Here is an 18,787-nt window from a genome sequence, read left to right on the forward strand (position 1 = left end):
TTGCAGCGCCAGGGAGCCAGAAAATGGGTAAATCGCCAAAGGTGCGCAAGCACTTCTCGAGCTCGATCCTGCTGTGGGTCAGGAACGACCAGCCTCGCGACAGGGGAATGGCCTATTGGAAGGGGCCGCATTCTCGGATCATCTCGGCGACGCCGGGAATGGAGGAATACCGGCAGATCCACCTTGCCGAGGACAACCGCGGGGTCTGGCCGGCGACGGCTGGCATGGAGACGGTCATCCCGGCTGCACGAAAAATAGACGGGGTCGCCGAGGTCACGTTCAAATCGATCTTTTCGGTGTTCCAGGGGCGCAAGCAGACCCAGATGGCCTACAAGGACGAGATCAACCTGTTCAGGCGCACGTTGCTTTACCTCGGCCCGCCGGGTTGGTCCCGCTGGTACGAAGTTGGTCGGCCCGGCGAAGAGGTCGGCTCGCGCGTCCTGGTTTATCTCAGGCGGCGGGACAGCGTTGGCGCTGCGGCGTTTCGGAGATTCATCAACGCCGAACTTGCGCCGGCGCTCGCCGCGAGCGGTCTACTAAAGGAGTTGCGGACGCAGACCTTCCTGCCCTGGACCAGGCGCCTTTGGGATACGCCCAATGTCGCCCACGACAACCCCGCCGACCAGCGGTTCCACGCCTCGCTGATCCTTGGCTTTGCCGACGCAGCCGCCCAGGCAGCGTTCCTGGAGAGCCACGAGGTTTCGTCTCTCTCGCGCGGGTTGGCGCGGTTTGCCTCCGCCGCCCACGCCTACCAGGTCTCGGAAGCGCTGACCTTCGTGAAGGGTGGTGTCGCCCTTCCTGACGATCAGGAGTAATCGGTGATAGACATGGGAGGCAGCATGCCGTGCCTCTCATATCAAGTCGCCGTCACTGAAGGAATTGCTCATGCCCCCTGCCCCCCGGCCAATCGGACGCCGCGAGCGCAACAAGCAGGATAAGCTCGAACGCATCATTGCAGCAGCCCGCGCGCTCTTCGAGGAGCGCGGCGTCGATGCTGTCACGACCCAACAGATCGCAGACAAAGCCGATATCGGCACCGGAACCCTGTTCCTTTATGCCAAGAGCAAGAGCGAGCTGTTCCTTCTGGTCCAGAACTCAAGCTATGTCAGCGCCCTTGAAGAGGGCACCGCAGCGGCCGAGAACATCCCCGACGTGTTGACGGCGATCATCGCGATCATCCGCCCGGTCGTCGAATGCAACCGCGTCCATATCGAGAATGGCCGGACCTACCTCAAGGAGCTCGTCTTCGGGGACCCCGAAGAGCCACATCACCGTGACGCACTGGTCCTTACCGTCAGGACCGAGCAGGCAATCGCCGCCGTCTTGAGCCGAGATGGACGCATCAGCGCCGACGATGCCGCAAAGATGGCGCAGATCGTCTCGGCCATCATGTTCGTCAGCATGTCGACGACGATCAATGCCGCCCATTCTGTGGACCAGGTCATGGCCGAAATCGCCGGCCGCCTCAGCGTCCTGCTTCGCCGCTGAGGCGGCGGGGCGTGATCTGGCGCTGAAGGATAGGCCGGTGCATGCCTTCAATCAGGCTTCTCCGTGCGCGGAACGCCCGCTGCTACCTGTGTCAGACGATTACGCGCGTGCCGCCCTCGTTGAACAAATGCACTTTGTTTGGCGGAAAACCGAGAGTCAGGGTTTGGCCGACATGGCAGTTGGTGTCGCCGTCAAGGGCAACGATAATCCCCTGTCCATTGGTCAGAGACAAGCTGACGAGGGTCTCGTTGCCCAGGTGTTCAACCAAAATTACCGTGCCCGAAAGTGGCCCGTCGTTCATGGCGGTGAGATCGTGCGGCCGCACGCCCAAGGTCAGCTTGTCGCCTGCCCGATTGTCCGATGCGGGCAGTGTCAGTCCCTGAAGGGCGGGCCCAGATAGCCGCATGGAGCCACCGTCGACGGCCTCGACCGTGACTTCGAGGAAATTCATTTTCGGCGAGCCGATGAAGCCAGCGACGAACTTGTTTGCAGGGCGATGGTAGAGTTCGAGCGGCGTGCCCACCTGCTGAACGATGCCGGCATTGAGGACGACGATTTTGTCGGCCAGCGTCATGGCCTCGACCTGGTCGTGCGTCACATAGACCATGGTCGCCTTGAGGTCGGCATGGAGCTTGGCCAGTTCCATGCGCATGTCCACCCGCAATGCGGCATCGAGATTGGACAAAGGTTCATCAAACAGGAAGACGCCGGGCTTGCGCACAATGGCGCGGCCGATGGCGACGCGTTGGCGCTGGCCGCCCGACAATTGGCTCGGACGCCGCTCCAGGAGATGCTCCATCTGGAGAATGCGGGCGGCTTCGGCCACCTTGGCATCCTTCTCGGCCTTGGGTGCATTGGCGATGGTGAGGCCGAAAGCCAGGTTCTCCCGCACGGTCATATGCGGAAAAATGGCATAGGACTGGAACACCATGGCAATGCTGCGATCCTTAGGGGGGAGATCGTTGACCACGCGGTCGCCGATGCTCAGCGTCCCGCCGCTGATGTCTTCAAGCCCGGCGATCATGCGCAGAAGGGTCGACTTGCCGCAGCCCGAGGGGCCGACAAAGACGCAGAATTCGCCATCTGCGATCTCTATGTCGACGCCCTTGATGATATCGGCGGCGCCGTAGTTCTTGCGGACATTCTTGAGGGAAACGCTGGCCATGTCGGTGTCCTTGCGAGTGTTCGGGGTCAGACTTTTGCGCCGGGGGGCAGCTTGTCGAGTTCGGTATGCAGCAGGCCGTCGGCGTCGATGCGCACGGGGATGGGGTCGGAAACCTCCCCAATGAACGAGCCGTCGGGCGCGTCATGGAGAAAGCCCATGAACACCAGGCCCGCATCGGTCTCGACGATCTTGCCGGCATAGCGGCTGCCCTGGGCCCCATCAAAGAAGGGGCCGGGCGCCACGTCCCAGGGACCGAACGGATCATCGGCCATGAGGTAGTGCGTGCCGCGGACGGGCTTTTCAGGATTGAAGCGCTTATAGGCTTCCGACCAGTGCGACCCATCGGTGCAGAACAGCATGTACCATTTGCCATTGGCCTTGAAGACCTGCGGCACTTCCATCTGCCCGAACATGCCCCCGGCATAGACGGGTGGTTGCAGCGTCCAGGTATAAAGGTCGGGCGAGGTGGCAAAGCCGATCGTGCCGCCGGCATTGGGTTCGGCCGTGCCGGGCTGGCGGGCAACGAAATACATGACCCAGCCGTCTCCCTTGGGGTTCTTCATCACCCAGGGATCGCGGAAGGCGCGGTCATGCCAGTGGCCGGGGGTATATTCCTCATAGTCCGGGCCGGACAGATCGAGCGCCAGCCCATCGCCGACGCGGGTCCAGTTGTGCCCGTCGATTGAGGTCGCATGGCCCAGCCGCTGCTTCATGCCCTCCTCGGCATGTTCGGTGCCGGTATAGAACAGATGCCAAAGACCGGTATCGTCACGCAGGGTCGAACCGGTCCAGGTGGTCCAATCGTCCCATGCCACCGGATCGGCCGGCCTGAACGTGGTGCCCAGATGCGTCCAGTTGACCAGGTCCTTGGAAACCGCATGACCCTGGGTGACATTGCGATGGCGCATGTCGGGATGGGCGAGAGTATTGTCGGCCTGCAGGAAATAGGCGTGATAATCCGCGCCGTCCTGGTAGATCCAGAAATCCCAAATCCATTTGTCTTTAAGAGCAATAACCACTGGTCTCGTCTTTCAAAAAGATATGCCGCTCAGCCCTTGACGCCGGTTGAGGCGATCGAGGCGATAAAGGCGCGTTGCAGAAACAGGTAGAAGGCCAGCACAGGGACGGTAATCAGCGAGAGATAGGCCATGATCTCGCCCCAGGCGCGGTTGAGCTGGAAGAAATATTGCAGACCCACCATGACGGGGCGGTAAGTCTCCTCCTGCACCACCATGAGCGGCCAGAGATATTGGTTGTACATTGCCAGGAACTTTAGGATTGCCGCCGTCGCCAGCACCGGGCCGGCCAGCGGCATGACGATCCGGCGATAGACCTGCCACCAGCTGGCGCCTTCGACACGTGCAGCCTCGATCAACTCGCCCGGCAGGTCCTTGAAATACTGGACGAAGAGGAAAATCGTGAGGCCATCGGCCACAAAGGGGATGATCTGCACCTGATAGGAATTGAGCCAGCCATAGCTAAGGCCATCGAGCCCGAGCCAGGGCAGCTTGGACGCGATGAGCAGGAGCGGAATGGCGATGGTCTCGAAAGGCACGATCAGCGTTGCCAGGATCAGCGTCAGCACCAGTTCCCGCCCGCGCCAGTCAACGAAGACGAAGGCAAAGGCCGCCGCCGAACAGACCATGAGCGAAAGCACCACCGTGATCCCGGTGACGACGACGGAATTGAAGATGAAGAGCCCCACCGGCGCGCGGCGGAAGGCGTCGAAATAGTTGTCGAGCGAGATATCGCCCACCGGCAGGAAGGCGCGCAGGCTGCGCGTGTCGCTGAGCAGCTGCGCGTCGGGCTTGAGGCTCGACATCAGCATGAAGACCAGCGGGAAGACGAACATCAGGGCAATCAGGCCCAGCACGGTGTAACGCACCACAAGGCGCAGACCATGATTATCCGCGGTGATCTGGGCCATCACTTCTTCTCCCGGGTCAGCCAGCGCTGCAACAGCGAGATGGCGAGGACGAACACGAACAGGATCACCGAAATGGTCGAGCCACCCGATATGTCCTGCTTGCCATAGCCGCGCTCGACGGCCTGGAAAACGATGGTTTGCGTGGAGTCGAGCGGACCGCCGCTGGTCATGACATCGATCTGTGCGAAGAGCGCGAAGGCCTGCATGGTGATGACGATCAGCACCAGTACCGCCGTGTTGCGCAGGCCCGGCCAGGTCACATAGCGGAAGGTCTGCCAAGGGCTGGCGCCCTCAATGGCCGCAGCCTCGTAAAGGGACGGGCTGATCGTTTGCAGGCCCGAAAGCCAGATGACCATGTGGAAGCCCACGGCCTGCCAGATCGACATGGCGATAATGGCGCCAAGGGCAGTGTTGGGGTTGCCCAGCCAGTCAATGCGCGGGAAAGCCCCAAAGGTCAGGGCGCCCAACAGATTGTTCAAAAGCCCGCTCTGGCCGTCATAGATGAAGCGCCACAGCAGCGACACCACCACGATCGAGACCACAACCGGCATGAAATAGACGGCGCGGAAGAAATTGATGCCGCGCAATTTCTGGTTGATCAGCAGGGCCAGCACCAGCGCCAGCCCGCCCTGGAGTGGCGCCACCACCATGACGAAGATCACCGTATTGACGATCGCCTTGATGAACACGACATCGCGCGCCAGGACATAGATGCGATTCTCGCCAAGGGACAGGCTGAACCATTCCCGCATGCCGTCGAATTGCGGATAATCTGGGTTGTTCCGCGTGAAGCCGCGCAGGGCCGGATAGGTGAGCGAGCCGTCGTCGGTGCGCAGCACGCTGCCCGCTTCGTCCTTTTCCGGCTCGAGGACTAACAGGCCCACGCCCAGCAGTTGCGAATAGTTGCTCAGGCCCACGAACTGCGTCGGGTTGGGCGAGATCAGTCGCTGGTTGGTAAAGCTGAAGCCAATTGCAAAGATGAAGGGCAGCACGATGAACAGCGCCATCAGTGCGGCAGCCGGGCCGGCCATCATCCAGCCGGTGGCATTGGAACGGGTGAACTTGGAGGCCATCTGCCACGAACCTTTCAAATCGGGACCCCGGCTGGCGCCGGGATCCCTCTAGAGTCACGAGGGGGCGGACTCTAGAAGCCGTAATTGTCGTTCTTGGAGATGTCGGCGTCGATTTCATCAACGGCGGAGTCCAGCGTGTCCTGCACGTCGGCACCATTGGCGATGTCGGCGAGCGCCTTCTCGAACACCTTGGCGGCCACGACATAGCCAGGGGTCACGGGGCGCACGAGGGCTTGGGCCTCGGACAGGCCAAAGAACACGGCCAGCGGCCCACCTTCCTCGTAGTTCTCCGTCAGCGCCGCCGCCGAGGCGGTCGCCGGGATCAGGCCGATCCCGTTGGAGAAGTCGGCCAGGTACTTGTCCTGAAGGGCAAATTCGATGAACGCGGAAGCGCCATCGGGATGCTCGGAGGTTGCCGCCACGCCGAACTGCCAGGAGGCAGCACCGATCTTGGGGCCATTGCCGAAATCGGGCGCGGGAAGGAACAGCACGTCTTCATAGGCATCCAAGGTGCCCAGCGCCGCCCAATTGCCATTCCAGGAGAAGGCATATTTGCCGCTGTTGAAGCCATTATCGCGGTCGGCCGGGTCCTGGGTGGCCTGGGCATAGCCCTCTGTGAACAGGCCCTGCCACCAAGTGCCGAATTCCACGGCTGCTTCGCCGTTCAGCACGCCTTCGGCAGTGGTATAGGTGGAGCGGTCGATGATGTCGCCGCCAAAACTCTGCAGGAAGGGCGAGAAGGCATAGGGATACCATTCACCGGTCCAGGCGGTGCCCAGGTCGAGGGCATGATCGAACTTGCCCGAGGCCTTGGCCTTGGCCAGCGCATCCATGAATTCTTCGCCGGTCCAGGGTTGCTCGAGCGTCGGAACGCGCAGGCCCAGCTCATCGAGATAGGACTGGCGGGTGACCAGCGAGATCGCCGCATCCCACAGGCCGATGGAATAGAGCTCGCCGTTCCACACACCCTTGGTGCCGGGCAGGTAATTGGCGATCTTGGCTTCGTCGATCTGCAGCGGCTGCATATAGCCCGACCAGGCCCAATTGGGCATCACCGGACCATCGACGTCCAGAATATCGGGAAGGTTGCCCGCCAGGGCACCGGCAACGACGCTGTCATTGTAGGCTGCCTGCGGAAAGCTCTCGATTTCCACGACCCAGTCGGACTGGCTGGCGTTAAAATCGGAAATGATCTGGTTGATGATGTTGGATTCAACCTCGTTGCCAGCGCCGTGGTACCACATGGTCAATGTGGTCTGGGCGAAGGCAGCGCTGCTCATGGCGCTGGCGAAAGCGAGGCTCGCGGCCAATAGGCTTAGGGATTTCATGTTTCTCTCCTCCTTGAGTTCAGTTGGGTGACATTGGCGTCACGGGTCAGGACGCTGTCGCGCCAGGCAACCGGAGCCGACACGTGTTCGCGGTTCGGTTCACCGGGTTTGGTCGAGCCACCGATGAGGCGCAGCAGCTTGTCGGCAGCGCGCGCGCCCATGGCGGCATAGGGCAATACGGCGCTGGTCAGGCCGGGATGCAGGTGTTCGGCGATCATGCGGTAGTCGTCATAGCCGGCCACCGACATCTGCTGGGGGATAGCGACGCCCCGGTCGCGCAGGAGGCCGTAGACGCGCATTGCCATCTTGTCATTGGCGCAGCAGATGACGGTGGGTTCGGCCTTGAGCACGCGGTCCAGCGCATCCCAGAGCAGGTCGAATTCATGCGTGGGGCTGGGCAGTGCGCCGACCTGGATCAGTCGTTCGTCGACTGCGATCCCGTGCTGGGCATGCGCCCGGTGGTAGCCGGCGACGCGCAGGCCGCAAGCCACTTGATGCTCGGGCAGCGTCAGGTAGGCGATGCGCTGGTGGCCGCGCCTGATCAGCCCATCGACCAAGGTGAATTGCCCGCCTTCGTCATCGGGCAGGATGCAGGGGGTTTCAGCGGCATCAAAGCAGTTGACCAGGACAATCGGCAGGTCGCGCAGCGAGGCCGGCAGGGTCACTTCCCTATGGTATTCGGCCACATAGAGAATGCCTTCCACGCGATGCTCGCGGAAGGTCTGCAAGAGCGTGGGGATACGATCTGCCTGCCCGCCGCTGTCGGCAATGAGCAGGGTGCGGTTCGACTGGCCGATGACGCGCTGGGCGCCTTGCACCAGGTAGATTTCCGGCAGGCCTGCATCTTCGAACTGATGCGTGGTGCTGATGGCGCCAGTGATCATGCCGATCAGGCCCGAGCGTTGCGAGCGCATGGTGCGCGCCGCACTGGACGGCACGTAATTGAGCGCCAACATGGCCTGTTCGACGGCCTCGCGGGTCGCCTGGTTGACCGGCGCATCGCCGTTCATGACCCGGCTCACCGTCTTGGGCGAAACCCCTGCTGCCTTGGCGACATCGTAAATCGTAGCCACTTTATTCCTCCTCCGGTTGAATCGATTGCCCAACTTACCCTCTTGGGGTTCAGACGTATCGATCCACCGAGATGTCCGCGGCGCTCTGATGACACCGATGTCATGACATCGGTGTCATAAATGAATGAGTTGTTGCCTGGAGTCAAGCCGCGTCTGGCGGTGGGCAGCAGCAATTGCCGCCCACAGGCATTTTTTGAAGGTTTTGACGGGGCGGAATCAACGGACGCCACCTAGTCCCCAATGCCGCCGCTAACGCGCCCAGCCTTGCGTTGGACCGCATCAAAGTCACCTCGATCAGTGGGAACGCTTTACCGCCTCCCCGCCTTATCTCCTCCAAACGCCGCTGACCCGGAGGACTGATGCAGGTTGGAACGATGAGAGCGCCTTCCACGCTGGCCCATATTTGCGTTGACATGCAGAACCTGTTTGCGTTCGACACGCCTTGGCATGCGCCCTGGCTGGGCCGCGTCCTGCCCGCCATCGAAGAGGTCGCCGCCCGCTTTGCTGACCGCACCATCTTCACGCGCTTCGTCCCGCCCCGGGTGATCGAGGCCGCAGTCGGTCATTGGAAGGACTATTACGCCCTCTGGCCGGACATGGTGGGCGAAAGGCTGACGCCGGACCTTATCGATCTCGTGCCGTCCCTGCGCCGGCTCGTGCCACCCGCCGAAGTCCTGGATAAGCCGGTCTATTCGCCGTGGTGGTCCGGTGATTTGCACCGGGCGTTGCGGGCCCGCGGCGCTTCGTCAGTGATCATCACCGGCGGGGAAACCGATGTCTGCGTGCTCGCGACAACGCTCGGTGCCATCGACCTTGGGTATCATGTCTATCTGCCGCTGGACGCCCTGTTCGGCTCGGCGGACCCAACCCATGATGCCATGCTCGACATCTACCGCAGCCGTTTTCAGGCGCAGCTGACTGTTACCAGTGTCGGGGAACTGATCGACCTCCGGCAGGAGGCGGGCCTATGACGCTGATCGGATACCATGCTTCGCACGAGCAATTCGCGCCAAGTGACTTGATCGGCTTCGTCCGCGCCGCCGAGGCAGCGGGCTTCGATTGCGCCAAATCCTCCGATCACTTCCATCCCTGGAGTGACCGGCAGGGGCAATCGGGCTTTGCCTGGTCATGGCTGGGCGCGGCCATGCAGGCGACGTCACTGCCAATGGGGATAATCTCAGCGCCCGGCTACCGCTATCATCCGGCCATACTGGCGCAGGCAGCCGCCACAATCGGAGAGATGTTCCCGGGGCGCCTTTGGCTGGCGCTCGGCAGCGGTGAGGCAATCAACGAAGCCATCACCGGCGAGGTCTGGCCTGACAAGGCCGAGCGCAACGCGCGCCTGCGCGAATGCGTCGACGTGACCAGGGCCTTGTTTGCCGGGGAGACCGTAACGCATCGCGGCCGGGTGAGGGTCGTCGAGGCCAAGCTTTATTCGCGTCCGTCGACACCTGTTCCCCTGTTCGGAGCGGCTGTCTCTGAAGCGACGGCCGCCTGGGCCGCAGGCTGGGCCGATGGACTGTTGACGACCGGCGGCGAGCCCGACGCTGTCGCCCGGGTGATCAATGCCTTCCGCGACAATGGCGGCGCCGGCAAGCCCATCCACATCCAGCATGCCCTCTCCTGGGACAGAACCGAGGAAGAGGCCGTGCACAATGCTCTTGAGCAATGGGGACCGCTTTCGGCGGCAGGGGACACCAACTGGAACCTCAGTCGGCCCAGCGATTTCGACGCCATTGGCGCGCTGGTGACGGAGAAAACGATCCGCCAGCGCGTCGCCGTCTCGGCCGACCTGGGCTGGCACCAAGCCCGCATCGCGGCTCTGACGGACCTCGAGGTTGCGGCCGTTCACCTGCACTGCGTCGGCCGCAATCAGCAAGACTTCATCGAGGCCTTTGGCGGCAAGGTTCTCCCGGCGCTGAGATGAGCCTTGCCGGCAGGGAGCCGAAAGTCACCCGGTCGAAACCATGCTTCCGATCAACGACATGTCCTACTCCTCAGATGGACGCGTCCAGGTCCAGGCCACCGCGCTCCAGGGGCCGAGGCGCAACACTTCGCCGTGCTGGGCGAAGTCGCCGGTGGTGATTGGCGGACCGTTGACGACGCAGGCGAGGTCGGCGGGCCTGTCGCTGGCATTGAGCGCCATGGTCAGCACGCCACCTTCGAAAATCCAGCTGACCACGATGGCCGTGCCGTGCCGGCCTGTTCGTGCATCGAGACACGGCGTCGCAGCCAGAGGCCAGAGACGCTCGCGGCGCCACGATGCCAGGGTCTGGAAACGGGCAAAGGCCGCCTGGCGCTCCGGCTGCTCGAACTCGGTCCAGTCGATCACCGCGCGCTGGAAGGTTTCGAGCGCGTTGGGATCGGGCAGGTCTCCCTCCTCGACCTCCTCCTCAAAACTTTCGCGCATCTGCGTGTAGCGTTCGGCGCGCACTTGGGCGGCCGCCGCCTCGGGCAGATCGACGAAGAATGGAAAAGGTGTTCGCAGATGCGCTTCCTCGCCCATGAAGAAGAGCGGCACCTGGGGCGCTAGCATGGTTACGAAATGCAGGAAGTCGAGTTTTTCGGCACTGACCCGGTCCGGCAGGCGCTTGCTATCGGCGCGATTGCCGATCTGGTCATGGTTCTGCACATAGGAGACGAAGGCATCCAGAGGCAAGCGGCTGGCCGGCTCACCGCGCGAGGTCCCATCGCTTCCGCCCTCAGCCTCACCATCATGGATGAAACCGTCGGCCAGGCCCTTTTCGAGATCCGCGACAGGATCGCTGCCCATTTCATCGTAGCCATTCTTGCCTTCGCCGGTGACCAGGTAATGCAGCACATGGTGGATGTCGTCATTCCACTGCGCCGTGAAATCCTTGGGCTGGTTGGCGGCGTCACGGTCCAGCCAGGACGCGATATTGTCCATGTTCTCGATAATGAGCTTTGCGTCGCCCTTCACGCTGCGGGCCACCTTGGCCAGGTCGCCCAGGAACAGGTCGCGCGCCTCTGTCTGGATTTCGTGGATCGCATCAAAGCGCAGGCCGTCGAAATCGAACTCCCCAAGCCACATGCCAGCATTCTCGTAGTAGAACTGCCGCACCATTTCCCGGGTAAAATCAATGCCTTTGCCCCAGGGCGTCTCGACGTCATTGTCGAACCATTCGGGCGCATAGCTCTCGATGAAATTGTCGAACTTGCCGAAGTGGTTGTAGACCACGTCGAGGATGAGACAGAGGCCCAGTTCATGGGCCCGATCAACCAGGCTTCGCAGGTCTTCCCGGCTGCCATAGGCTTCTGCCGGGGCATAGATCAGCGTCCCGTCATAGCCCCAGTTGCGCCGGCCGGGAAAGGCATTCACGGGCATGATTTCGAGGGCGGTGAACCCGGCATCGCGAAAGTGTTCGAGCCTTTTGGCGAGCCCCGCAAAAGTCCCTTCCGGGGACGCTGTGCCCACATGCACTTCGCAAATTATGGTTTCGTGCCAAGGGCGCAGGGGCTCTTTCCGGCCGCTGGGCAGCAGCGGCGCGCAGACGACGCTCCAGCCCGCAGTCCCCCCGTCCTGCTGGCGTGACGCCGGGTCCGGGAAAGCCTTGCCGCCAATGGCGAACCGATAGCGCGTACCGGGTCCGCAATTGTCTGGTCGCGCGGACCACAAGCCTGCCTCGTCCCGAACCATTGGCACCGGTTCGCGATCCTTGAGAATGAGGTCGATGTTCTTTGCGCTGGGCGCCCAGAGGCGGAATTGGGTGGTGGTGTCGTCGAGGTGGGGGCCAAATCGAGAGGGCATGAGAAAAGTCCGAAAGTAGGGACCTCGGAAACGGTGGCAAGTGTTGCCTGGTTCCCGTTTCAGCAATCGCGCCGCCCTCGCGGGGTCACCGGACACTGACGCCCCGATCATGTCGCCATGCTGCCATCGGCCTCGCGCCCGTTTGCGGCGCGACGTCTACTCACTGCCGCGCCGCGCCAATGCTGCTATTGTTGCTGTCGGTGGTGGCCGAACCAGCTTGGTCGCCGCTTTGTAAGGACGAAAACGTTCGACACTATCGAGGAGGCTCCCTTGGCTCTGATTCAGTACCTGACGCGCATTCAATTCCAAGCGGGAGCCATCTCCCTCCTCGCAGATGAGTTGAAGCTCCTCGGCGTATCCCGTCCCATGATCGTCACTGACAGGGGCATTGTCGCCGCCGGTCTGCTCGCGACAGTGCTGGCCAGGTCTGGCATTGGCCAGGACACGCCCGTCTTTGACGGCACGCCTGAAAATCCGACGGAAGCTGCCGCCCAGGATGCTGTCGCGTTGTTCAAAGCCTCGGGCTGCGACAGCATTGTAGCCATCGGCGGCGGCTCTCCCATCGACCTGGCAAAGGCCGTGTCCCTGCTGGCCAGCCACCCCGGGCCGCTGGAACAATATGCGGTCATTCTGGGCGGCATGGACCTGATCACCGCGAACAAGCCCCCGGTCATTGCGGTGCCGACCACTGCCGGTACCGGCAGCGAGGTGGGCCGGGCGGCGCTGCTGACCCTTGAGGATGGCCGCAAGCTGGGGTTCATCTCGCCCCACATGATCCCCAGCGTCGCCATTTGTGATCCGGACCTGACAATCGGCCTGCCTCCCTACCTCACGGCCGCCACCGGCATGGATGCCGTCACCCATTGCATCGAGACCTTTCTCAGCCCGCGGTTCAATCCGGTGGCCGATGCCATCGCACTCGATGGGCTCGCGCGCGCGGCCAAGTGGATCGAGCCCGCCACGCGTGACGGAGCCGATGCGACGGCGCGCCATGAAATGATGCTGGCAGCGCTACAGGGCGGGCTGACCTTTCAGAAGGGACTGGGCGCCGTGCACTCGCTGTCCCATCCGCTCGGCGGCCTCAAGGCGCTCAGGCTTCATCATGGAACGCTCAACGCAGTCCTGCTGCCGGCGGTACTGCGCTACAACGCCCCGGGCAGCCAGGAAAAATATGCGCGCATCCGGGTGGCGCTGAACCTGTCGGAAGATGCCGATATCGCTGATGAAATGGCCGCGCTTGCACAGCGGTTGGGCCTGCCGGCACGGCTCGGAGAGATGGGCGTAACGCCAGACTGCTTCGAGCAGATCTCCCAATACGCGGTCAAGGATCATTCGACCGCGTCCAATCCACGGCCGGTTGGCGCTCCCGACTTCCTCAAAATTCTGGAGGATAGCCTCTAGACGCAGGCAGCGGAGCGGCGGACCATTTCTACTGCCCAGCACACCGCGGCATATCCCAAAGGGGACCGCCAGCCCGGGCGCCGGCTACGGCTTCGATAGATAGGCGCGCAGCATCGTACGAGCGGCATCGTGGCGGCACCGGCGCCACTCGGCATCCATGAGGTCCTCTTCAAAAATCACGGACAGGGTATGAGCGTTTGACAGGTGAAATTGATTGAGGGCCACCATCATCACATAGAGCTGCAGCGGATCGATGCCTGGCCTCAGGCACTTGTCCTGTTCACCGCGCCTCAGAAGGTTGGCGATCAGATCGCGCACCGGCGAAGACATTTCGCGGATGCGCTTGGATGACTTCATGTGCCGTGCCTTTTGCAGGTTCTCATTGCGCAAAAGGCTGACCAGCGGCATGTCGGCCTCAAAATGGTCATGCATGAAATCAAACAGCTGCATCAGACCCTCGAGCGGGGTCAGGTGCTCCACGTCAATCTTGAGCTCTTCCTTGCGTAGTCGCCCCAGCGCATCTTCCAGGACTTCGATATAGAGCCCGGCCTTGCCGCCAAAATAGTGGTAGACCATCCGCGGATTGGTTTTTGCGGCCGCCACGATCTTGTCCACGCGTGCGCCCGCAAAACCGTTCTGGGAGAACTCGGCGCGCGCCGCCTTGAGAATCTTGGCACGTGTCTCGTCGGCATTGCGCTTCTGGCGCGGGGCAGCGTCGCTTGTGCTGGCAGGGGCCGAACCGTCTTGCGTTTTCTTTGTCATCTATCGCCTAACCAAGACTGTTCCTGAGTGAATTCGCCAGATCGAGCAAGTCATGATCCGTGCCGGGTGCTGACAATAGCGACAAGGCTGGACCTGACCCTGACATCCGGGCCAACTGAATGTGCGGCGCACCCCAAAGCCCTGCGATTGCATTGAGCGCGAGCGTGCGTTCGTAAAAGGCACCGAGTGTCGTCTTGTCGACCGCCACGTCCAGAGCGTCATGCGAAACAGAAGGCAAAACGAGCGCCATGCCCGGCGGACACTGTTCCGCAAGCCAGTCTGTCAGACCCTGCCGGACACGCAGGGCATTCCGATAATCCTGCGCGGTGATCCGCCGCGTGCTTTCAAACCGCGCGGCTATGTCCGGCGCCAGCATGATCCGGCGTTGATCGAGACGCGGCAGGAGCCCTTGCGCGATTTCGAACCCCTGGATGGTCGAATAGGTCTGTTGCAGCAGCGGTGCGGCCCATACCCCGAACAGATGAATGGGCTCGGCATTGGTCACGAGCGATGATGCGAATTCAAAATGCGCAACCAGATCAGGCTCAAGCAGGTCGAGTGCATCGGCAACAAGACTTATGCTTGTTACAGGGTGGTGCGGTCGTGGCGGCAACAGGACCTTGCCGATCTCGGCCAGCAGGTGGGCGTCGCTGGCAAACCAGCCAATTGTATCAAGGCTCGGCGCGAAGGGCAGCAAGCCGTCCGCACTGATGGCGCCATGGCTCGGGCGAAACCCGTAAACACCACACCAGGCGGCAGGAACACGGATCGATCCACCGGTATCCGTCCCAAGCGCAAAATCCACCTCCCCGGTAGCCACCGCCACCGCCGATCCGCTCGATGACCCGCCCGGCAGGGCCGCATGATCGCGCGGATTGAGCGGTGTACCATAATGCAGGTTGCGCCCCTCGAGGCTGAAGGCAAATTCGTCGGTCACAGTCTTACCCGCACACCGCGAGCCGGCGGCCAGTAAGGCACCAACCGTCGGGGCGTTGGACGCCGCCGGGGCCTCCAAAGCTTGCCATTGCGGATTGCCGCCGCCGGTGGGGAACCCCTTGAGATCGATCAGGTCCTTGAGGGCAAAACAGGTGCCGCTCAGCCTACCCGAACCGGTCGCAGGCACTTCGGCCCGCTCCCCGGGCAAGAAGCCATCGAAACTGGCATCAATGAGTGTCATCAGTCTGCAAGCGCGGCCAACATGTCGTCGGACGAGCAGACGAAGCCGAAGCATTTCTTGACGTTCCAGATTGTCGCCTGGGTGCAGAAATCGGGTGAACTGGTGGCGCAGCAATCCTCCAGCATGATGCAGCCATAGCCGAGGAAATTAGCGTCCGTCAGTGAATGCAGCACGCATTGGTCGGTGTTACAGCCGGCAAACAGAATGGTGCGAATACCCAGATTGCGCAGGATGGAATCGAGCGGCGTGTCCCAGAAGCCGGAGATGCGGTGCTTGTCGACCTTGATGTCGCCGGGCAGTGGTGCAAGCTCGTCCACGACCGCAGCCGCCCATGAATCTTTCTCAAGCACACGCGCTCCGTTCGAGGGCAGCGGGTCGCCGAGCCCAATTCCTTCCCCGCTGTTCTTATAGAGATGGATCTGGTTGGGGGGCATATTGGCGAGATCAGGCCGATTGCCCCAATTGACCCAGATCACCGGCACATCACGACCGCGCAGTTCAGGCAGCAGTTTTAGCAGGGGCTCGATTGGTGCCCGGTCAGCTTCATAATTGCCCCCGATATGATCCACCCATCCGTCCTTGGTGCAGAAATCGTTCTGCAGGTCGATGACGACAATCGCGGTTCGGGCCAAATCCATGGTCACCGACTGCGGCTGGGACCGTACCGTCACGATATCGGCCGGGACGGCGGGCAAGGTCATGTCGACATTGTCGGTGGTCGCCCACCAGCGCGTTGTCCGCCCCACGCCCAAAGGGCCACCGCTTTTGCGTTCGCTCATCCGTATTCCCTGCCCGTGCAAATGGATTTGTCAGGATCATTGCAAAGGCCGTGCCAGGGGCTCGGCATTGGAAATGCTGCACTATTTTCATGCCGCACCCTGGCGCGCCTGAAAAATAGGCACAGCCGCAAAGACGCGGATTACGAAGTAATCATTTACTTACTTGAGGCGAGCGACCGCGAGTAATTCTCGTTTGAAATCAATGCCATTGAAGTTGGCATACGGTTTGCAACCTGGTTTGCGACGGCTTGGTGGGCCGTCCTCAAACAGGGAAAACGAACATGATCAACCGCCGGACACTGATCGCAAGCCTGAGCGTGGTGAGCCTGCTCCTGGCCACTGGATCAGCTTTTGCGCAGGACCCTTTGACTGTGGGCATCCTGATTCCGGGCTCGAAGTCCGACAAGGGCTGGATGGAATCCGGCTTTGATGGGCTGACGGCCGCGCAGGCTAAATATGGTGACCAGATCGTCGTGCAGATGATCGAGAACATCTCCAATGCCGACATGGAGCAGGCGCTGACCCAGCTTGCCTCGCAAAACGCGTTGGTCATTGGTGTTGGCGGTCAGACCCAGGCCGATGTGCTCAAGGTTGCCCCGCGCTTCCCCGACGTGAAGTTCTCGATCGTCGGGGGCAATGCAGGGGTCGAGGTGGCCAATGTGGCCGGTTACGACGTCAAGCAGGCCGAGATCGCCTTCGTGGCCGGCGCCGCAGCCGCCATGCTGAGCGAAACTGGCGCCGTGTCCTATGTCGGCGGCCTCGAAATCCCGTCCATCGTCAATGCCGGAACCGAGTTCGGCAACGGCGCGCGCTACATCAACCCCGACATCAAGTATTTCGAATCCTACACTGGCGACTTCGACGACGTCGCCAAGTCCAAGGAAGCCACGCTCGCCGCCATCGCCCAGGGTGCCGACATCCACTATCACATTCTCAACCTGGGCCTGCGCGGCATGGAGCAGGCGGCCAAGGAAAGCGGCACCCATATTATCGGGTCCTACTCGAACTATTGCGGCACCGATCCGCTGTACCTGGCCTATTCAATCACCGGCGTTGGATATCAGGTGCAATACGCCATCGATGAAGCCGTCGCCGGCACCTGGGTGGCTGGCTACAAACCCTTTGGTCTGGCCATGGGCGCCGACGCTTCGGACATGATCGTCTGTGACCCGACCCCCGAAATGACTGAAAAACTCACCGAGATCATGGAAGACATCAAGTCGGGCAAGATCACGGTGCTCGAAGGTTAATGGCAACCTTGTCCGCCATGAAAGAAGCGAGTGTCGCGCCTCCTCCGGGGCGCGACCAGCCGGTCCCACGTCTGACGATGTCAGGCGTGGGCAAGGTGTTTGGCGCCTTCACCGCGCTGGCGAACATCGACATCGCTTTCCATGCCGGGGAGGTGCATTGCCTCTTGGGTGAAAATGGCGCGGGCAAATCCACGCTGTGCAACATCATCTATGGGCTTCACAGCCCCAGCAGCGGCGCCATGGTGTGCGATGGCGTGTCCTATGCGCCGGCCAATCCCAAGGCGGCTTTGGCCAGTGGCGTCGCCATGGTGCACCAGCATTTCAGCCTCATTCCCGAATTGTCGGTGCTCGATAATCTGCTCATGGGGCAGCGCTTCGGACGGCTGGATCGCCGCGGCGAGGCCGCACGGATTGTGACCTTGGCGGAGACCTATGGCCTTTCGCTTGATCCCCATGCGCTGGTGGCCGACCTTTCCGTGGGTCAGCGGCAGCGGGTCGAGATCGTCAAATGTCTCATGCACAATCCAAAAATTCTCATTCTGGATGAACCGACAGCGGTACTGCTGCCCGACGAGATTACCGCGCTGCTCGAAATCTGCAGGCGCGTCGCCGATAGCGGCAGTGCCGTTGTCATGGTGACCCACAAGCTAGCCGAAATCGAAGCCATCGCCGACCGGGTGACGGTGCTGCACCGCGGCATAGTTGCCGCCCGGTCTGACCGGCCGGCCGCAGACATGGACGGCCTGGTGCGGGCCATGATCCAGCGGCCAGATGCCACCGGCGACGATCCTGCCGGACTGGCGCAGTTATCGACACGCCGCCATAGGCCCTCGGGCAAGGCCGCCGATGAAGTCGCCCAGCTCGACGGCATCAGCCTGCGCGATGAATTGGGTATTGCCCGTCTGCAGGACGTGACCCTGAGCATCGCACGCGGCGAAATCGTCGGCATTGCCGGCGTGGAGGGAAACGGCCAGACCGAACTGGGCAATATGCTGGCCGGTCTCTTGCACGCCAGCGACGGCCGCTGGTTCGTCGAGGGGCAGGACCTGAGCAAGGCAAGCCCAAGGCAGATCACCGAGGCCGGCGTAGGCATTGTGCCGGAAGATCGGCATCGCGTCGGCGCCGTGGACCGGCTCAGCCTGGCCGACAATATCTTCCTCAACCGCATGCCCCAATATTCGCGCTTCGGCATTATTGATCGCAGGCGTCAGGTCGCAGCCGCATCCACCCTCGCGCAGCAATTCGATGTGCGGGCCGCGGGCATGGGCGTTCGGTTTGGCAGCCTCTCCGGCGGCAATCAGCAAAAGGCGGTGCTGGCTCGCGAACTGACAACGCCAAACCTCAGGTTTCTGCTGGCCGCCCAGCCGACGCGCGGCCTCGATGTGGGCGCCGTCAAGGCGGTTTACAGCCTTATCCGCGATGCGGCCGACACCGGTGTCGGAGTTCTGCTGATCTCTTCCGAACTCGATGAACTGCTGGCGGTCGCCGACCGCATTGTCGTGCTCTACCGCGGCCAGATCGTGGGCGAATGCACGACCGACGCAAGCAACCGGGAACAGATCGGCATCTGGATGTCGGGTAAACACACATGAACA

Annotated in this window: 17 protein-coding genes; 7 read left to right on the forward strand and 10 right to left on the reverse strand. The window is 62.1% G+C overall.

Annotated elements, in window-relative coordinates; all coding sequences use genetic code 11:
• Nucleotides 1–23: 23 nt before the first annotated feature.
• Nucleotides 24–815 (forward strand): hypothetical protein, encoded by a 792-nt coding sequence (locus NIM87_RS14215; RefSeq protein WP_254675355.1) that lies wholly within the window; start codon nt 24–26, stop codon nt 813–815.
• A gap of 70 nt (nt 816–885) precedes the next feature.
• On the forward strand, nt 886–1,488 hold the full coding sequence (locus tag NIM87_RS14220) for a TetR/AcrR family transcriptional regulator (RefSeq protein WP_254675356.1): 603 nt from the start codon (nt 886–888) through the stop codon (nt 1,486–1,488).
• A gap of 91 nt (nt 1,489–1,579) precedes the next feature.
• On the opposite strand, the gene NIM87_RS14225 is transcribed toward NIM87_RS14220, so the two are convergent.
• The 6 genes from NIM87_RS14225 to NIM87_RS14250 form a co-directional block, all read right to left on the reverse strand.
• Nucleotides 1,580–2,653 (reverse strand): ABC transporter ATP-binding protein, encoded by a 1,074-nt coding sequence (locus NIM87_RS14225; protein WP_254675357.1) that lies wholly within the window; start codon nt 2,651–2,653, stop codon nt 1,580–1,582.
• Between the two features lie 26 nt (nt 2,654–2,679).
• On the reverse strand, nt 2,680–3,672 hold the full coding sequence (locus NIM87_RS14230) for a glycoside hydrolase family protein (RefSeq protein WP_254675358.1): 993 nt from the start codon (nt 3,670–3,672) through the stop codon (nt 2,680–2,682).
• A 29-nt stretch (nt 3,673–3,701) separates the two neighbouring features.
• The gene (locus NIM87_RS14235) at nt 3,702–4,580 is read right to left on the reverse strand and encodes a carbohydrate ABC transporter permease (protein WP_254675359.1); all 879 of its coding nucleotides are present in this window, start codon (nt 4,578–4,580) and stop codon (nt 3,702–3,704) included.
• Nucleotides 4,580–5,653 (reverse strand): carbohydrate ABC transporter permease, encoded by a 1,074-nt coding sequence (locus tag NIM87_RS14240; protein WP_254675360.1) that lies wholly within the window; start codon nt 5,651–5,653, stop codon nt 4,580–4,582. The genes NIM87_RS14235 and NIM87_RS14240 overlap by 1 nt, the downstream gene beginning before the upstream one ends.
• A 71-nt stretch (nt 5,654–5,724) precedes the next feature.
• Nucleotides 5,725–6,981 (reverse strand): extracellular solute-binding protein, encoded by a 1,257-nt coding sequence (locus NIM87_RS14245; protein ID WP_254675361.1) that lies wholly within the window; start codon nt 6,979–6,981, stop codon nt 5,725–5,727.
• Nucleotides 6,978–8,054, reverse strand: a complete 1,077-nt coding sequence (locus NIM87_RS14250; RefSeq protein ID WP_254675362.1) for a LacI family DNA-binding transcriptional regulator — start codon at nt 8,052–8,054, stop codon at nt 6,978–6,980. Before NIM87_RS14250 ends, NIM87_RS14245 begins: the two co-directional genes overlap by 4 nt.
• 374 nt (nt 8,055–8,428) lie before the next feature.
• Here NIM87_RS14250 and NIM87_RS14255 point away from each other — a divergent pair, with 374 nt between their 5' ends.
• Both NIM87_RS14255 and NIM87_RS14260 read left to right on the forward strand, forming a co-directional pair.
• Nucleotides 8,429–9,025 carry a cysteine hydrolase family protein gene (locus NIM87_RS14255; protein WP_254675363.1) on the forward strand — a complete coding sequence of 199 codons (597 nt, stop codon included), beginning with the start codon at nt 8,429–8,431 and terminating at the stop codon, nt 9,023–9,025.
• Nucleotides 9,022–9,981 carry a TIGR03885 family FMN-dependent LLM class oxidoreductase gene (locus NIM87_RS14260; RefSeq protein WP_254675364.1) on the forward strand — a complete coding sequence of 320 codons (960 nt, stop codon included), beginning with the start codon at nt 9,022–9,024 and terminating at the stop codon, nt 9,979–9,981. Before NIM87_RS14255 ends, NIM87_RS14260 begins: the two co-directional genes overlap by 4 nt.
• A gap of 63 nt (nt 9,982–10,044) precedes the next feature.
• Here NIM87_RS14260 and NIM87_RS14265 read toward each other — a convergent pair whose 3' ends face one another.
• The gene (locus NIM87_RS14265; RefSeq protein ID WP_254675365.1) at nt 10,045–11,823 is read right to left on the reverse strand and encodes an alpha-amylase family glycosyl hydrolase; all 1,779 of its coding nucleotides are present in this window, start codon (nt 11,821–11,823) and stop codon (nt 10,045–10,047) included.
• Between the two features lie 270 nt (nt 11,824–12,093).
• Between NIM87_RS14265 and NIM87_RS14270 the strand changes: the two genes are divergently transcribed.
• Nucleotides 12,094–13,224, forward strand: a complete 1,131-nt coding sequence (locus NIM87_RS14270; RefSeq protein WP_254675366.1) for an iron-containing alcohol dehydrogenase — start codon at nt 12,094–12,096, stop codon at nt 13,222–13,224.
• An 84-nt stretch (nt 13,225–13,308) separates the two neighbouring features.
• Here the strand turns inward: NIM87_RS14270 and NIM87_RS14275 are convergent, their stop codons facing one another.
• From NIM87_RS14275 to NIM87_RS14285, 3 genes are read right to left on the reverse strand one after another with little or no spacing between them, the layout of a single operon-like run.
• A complete protein-coding gene (locus tag NIM87_RS14275) occupies nt 13,309–13,986 on the reverse strand; it encodes a TetR/AcrR family transcriptional regulator (protein WP_254675367.1) in 678 nt (225 codons plus the stop codon).
• 7 nt (nt 13,987–13,993) lie between these two features.
• Entirely contained in the window at nt 13,994–15,163 is a 1,170-nt protein-coding gene (locus tag NIM87_RS14280) for an amidase family protein (RefSeq protein WP_254675368.1), read from the reverse strand.
• Nucleotides 15,163–15,942, reverse strand: a complete 780-nt coding sequence (locus NIM87_RS14285) for a cysteine hydrolase family protein (protein WP_254675369.1) — start codon at nt 15,940–15,942, stop codon at nt 15,163–15,165. Before NIM87_RS14285 ends, NIM87_RS14280 begins: the two co-directional genes overlap by 1 nt.
• Nucleotides 15,943–16,223: 281 nt before the next feature.
• On the opposite strand from NIM87_RS14285, the gene NIM87_RS14290 reads away from it, so the two are divergent.
• On the forward strand, nt 16,224–17,192 hold the full coding sequence (locus NIM87_RS14290; RefSeq protein ID WP_254675370.1) for a BMP family protein: 969 nt from the start codon (nt 16,224–16,226) through the stop codon (nt 17,190–17,192).
• Nucleotides 17,192–18,784 (forward strand): ABC transporter ATP-binding protein, encoded by a 1,593-nt coding sequence (locus NIM87_RS14295; protein WP_254675371.1) that lies wholly within the window; start codon nt 17,192–17,194, stop codon nt 18,782–18,784. The genes NIM87_RS14290 and NIM87_RS14295 overlap by 1 nt, the downstream gene beginning before the upstream one ends.
• Nucleotides 18,785–18,787: the final 3 nt, after the last annotated feature.

It is taken from the genome of Devosia ureilytica, from assembly GCF_024273195.1.
GTDB classification, from domain to species: domain Bacteria; phylum Pseudomonadota; class Alphaproteobacteria; order Rhizobiales; family Devosiaceae; genus Devosia; species Devosia ureilytica.

What these genes read in the sequence shown, in the direction of transcription:
- NIM87_RS14240 (WP_254675360.1), bottom strand. Translation starts at nt 5,653, where the DNA reads ATGGCCTCCAAGTTCACCCGTTCCAATGCCACCGGCTGGATGATGGCC.
- NIM87_RS14290 (WP_254675370.1), top strand. Translation starts at nt 16,224, where the DNA reads ATGATCAACCGCCGGACACTGATCGCAAGCCTGAGCGTGGTGAGCCTG.
- NIM87_RS14215 (WP_254675355.1), top strand. Translation starts at nt 24, where the DNA reads ATGGGTAAATCGCCAAAGGTGCGCAAGCACTTCTCGAGCTCGATCCTG.
- NIM87_RS14245 (WP_254675361.1), bottom strand. Translation starts at nt 6,981, where the DNA reads ATGAAATCCCTAAGCCTATTGGCCGCGAGCCTCGCTTTCGCCAGCGCC.
- NIM87_RS14280 (WP_254675368.1), bottom strand. Translation starts at nt 15,163, where the DNA reads ATGACACTCATTGATGCCAGTTTCGATGGCTTCTTGCCCGGGGAGCGG.
- NIM87_RS14225 (WP_254675357.1), bottom strand. Translation starts at nt 2,653, where the DNA reads ATGGCCAGCGTTTCCCTCAAGAATGTCCGCAAGAACTACGGCGCCGCC.
- NIM87_RS14260 (WP_254675364.1), top strand. Translation starts at nt 9,022, where the DNA reads ATGACGCTGATCGGATACCATGCTTCGCACGAGCAATTCGCGCCAAGT.
- NIM87_RS14295 (WP_254675371.1), top strand. Translation starts at nt 17,192, where the DNA reads ATGGCAACCTTGTCCGCCATGAAAGAAGCGAGTGTCGCGCCTCCTCCG.
- NIM87_RS14255 (WP_254675363.1), top strand. Translation starts at nt 8,429, where the DNA reads ATGAGAGCGCCTTCCACGCTGGCCCATATTTGCGTTGACATGCAGAAC.
- NIM87_RS14265 (WP_254675365.1), bottom strand. Translation starts at nt 11,823, where the DNA reads ATGCCCTCTCGATTTGGCCCCCACCTCGACGACACCACCACCCAATTC.
- NIM87_RS14235 (WP_254675359.1), bottom strand. Translation starts at nt 4,580, where the DNA reads ATGGCCCAGATCACCGCGGATAATCATGGTCTGCGCCTTGTGGTGCGT.
- NIM87_RS14220 (WP_254675356.1), top strand. Translation starts at nt 886, where the DNA reads ATGCCCCCTGCCCCCCGGCCAATCGGACGCCGCGAGCGCAACAAGCAG.
- NIM87_RS14275 (WP_254675367.1), bottom strand. Translation starts at nt 13,986, where the DNA reads ATGACAAAGAAAACGCAAGACGGTTCGGCCCCTGCCAGCACAAGCGAC.
- NIM87_RS14285 (WP_254675369.1), bottom strand. Translation starts at nt 15,942, where the DNA reads ATGAGCGAACGCAAAAGCGGTGGCCCTTTGGGCGTGGGGCGGACAACG.